Origin of the sequence: Vibrio sp. Vb1755, from assembly GCF_033338635.1 — a bacterium.
Taxonomy (GTDB): domain Bacteria; phylum Pseudomonadota; class Gammaproteobacteria; order Enterobacterales; family Vibrionaceae; genus Vibrio; species Vibrio alginolyticus.
In genome coordinates this window covers 1-1,491 of record NZ_JAWOTA010000122.1, presented here as the reverse complement: position 1 = coordinate 1,491, position 1,491 = coordinate 1, and the positions used below count along the sequence as shown (strand labels likewise).

The 1,491-nt window shown below is 42.5% G+C and carries 2 protein-coding genes; both read right to left on the bottom strand.

What is annotated here, in order from left to right; translation table 11 throughout:
* Positions 1-77 precede the first annotated feature (77 nt).
* Entirely contained in the window at positions 78-1,217 is a 1,140-nt protein-coding gene (mltC, locus tag R7E00_RS23160) for a membrane-bound lytic murein transglycosylase MltC (RefSeq protein ID WP_005490305.1), read from the bottom strand.
* Between the two features lie 88 nt (positions 1,218-1,305).
* A partial coding sequence (locus R7E00_RS23155) for an oxidative damage protection protein (protein WP_318124580.1) occupies positions 1,306-1,491 on the bottom strand: 186 nt, incomplete at its 5' end.

The window sequence follows — 1,491 nt, the reverse complement described above, 5'->3', positions numbered from 1 at the left end:
TTCCCGCGTTGCGTCAACCACTTTTTTTAAATAATTTCAAAAAAGTGGTTGTTCGAACGCTTTTTATTCAACTGTCATTACAAAGTGTGCTCAGAGTTAAATTCCTTTTTGAAATTTGTAACTTTTTCTAGGTAACGACGCGCTTCAGCGTTCGGATGTTTCTTAGTTAGCGCCCAATAAACTTGGTTGGGTTGCAAAGAATTGAGATCTCGCATCGCGCGTTTTCGGTCACTGCGATTAAATGTGTTTAAAACACCACCAGTTCCACCGTTGTAAGCGGAAATCATACTGTACTCTAACGAAGTTGGATGCTGAACTTCGCGTAAATAACGGTTTTTGAGGATGTAGAAGTAGGCGGTTCCTGTGTCAATATTGTTTTCTGGGTTGAACAAATACTCTGGGCTAGGTTGTCCTGATTTGTTCTTTACGAGCTTAAATACATCACGACCAGCGGTTTTAGGCACTACTTGCATCAATCCATAAGCATTGGCCCAACTTACTGCGTAAGGGTTAAAACTGCTCTCGGTTTTGATGATGGCGTAAATCAGATCTTCAGGAATGTCGTATTTTTTTGATGCGCGACGCACGATATCCGCATATTGGTAACTACGTTGAGAGAAGTGATCCTCTACCATTGGAATTTCAACGTAATACGCTTTTTTAAAGTCCACATCTTTGGTTTTGATGTTATTGGCAATCAGGTAGTCTGCGAAGCGATTAGCGCGCCACGACCATTGAATGGGCTTTTTATCTTGATCGAGCACCTGTTTGTACAAAAAGGGTTGGCCTTCGAGTTTGATCTCTTTCGATGAGAACAAGTCGACGTTTGCTGGATCATCTGGCGTTAGCAATGTGGTGATGATCGCGTTCTTCAAGTGTTTTTGTGGTTCGGTCGGAGAAACGGTCTCGATAGTGATAAGACCTTTCTGGAAATCCACTTCTGCCCGACTTAAATAATTGTCGATGTACTTAACGTAGTTACTTTTACCTGCGAACTTCACTTCACGTTGTCCCCAACGCTTTTTGATATTGCCTGAGAAGCTATTGATCAACGCATCGAGTGCGGCGGTATCTTTCTCAAACTGGCCTGGTAGCTCTGCTAGATTGTTTGCAAAGCGGTTGGTTGGCTCGTAGTTCACGTCATAAATTTTTTCGACGAATTCACGGCTACAGCCCGCCAATAAGAGAGCGGTGGCAATAAAAGCAATTTTCTTCATAAGTTTTTAGGTGATGAGGACAAGACGCTGGAGGAAAAATGACATCACAGTTTAGGTTGTGATGTCATTGCTTTTGAACAAATTGGCTTTATTCGCTTGGTGGTGTGTAACCTTCAATGTGAACGTCTTTGCCTTCGAATAGGAAGTTCACCATTTCGGTTTCGAGCAGTTTACGATGCTCCGGATCCATCATGTTGAGCTTTTTCTCGTTGATCAACATGGTTTGTTTGTGTTGCCACTGAGCCCACGCTTCTTTCGAGATGTTGTCGAAAAT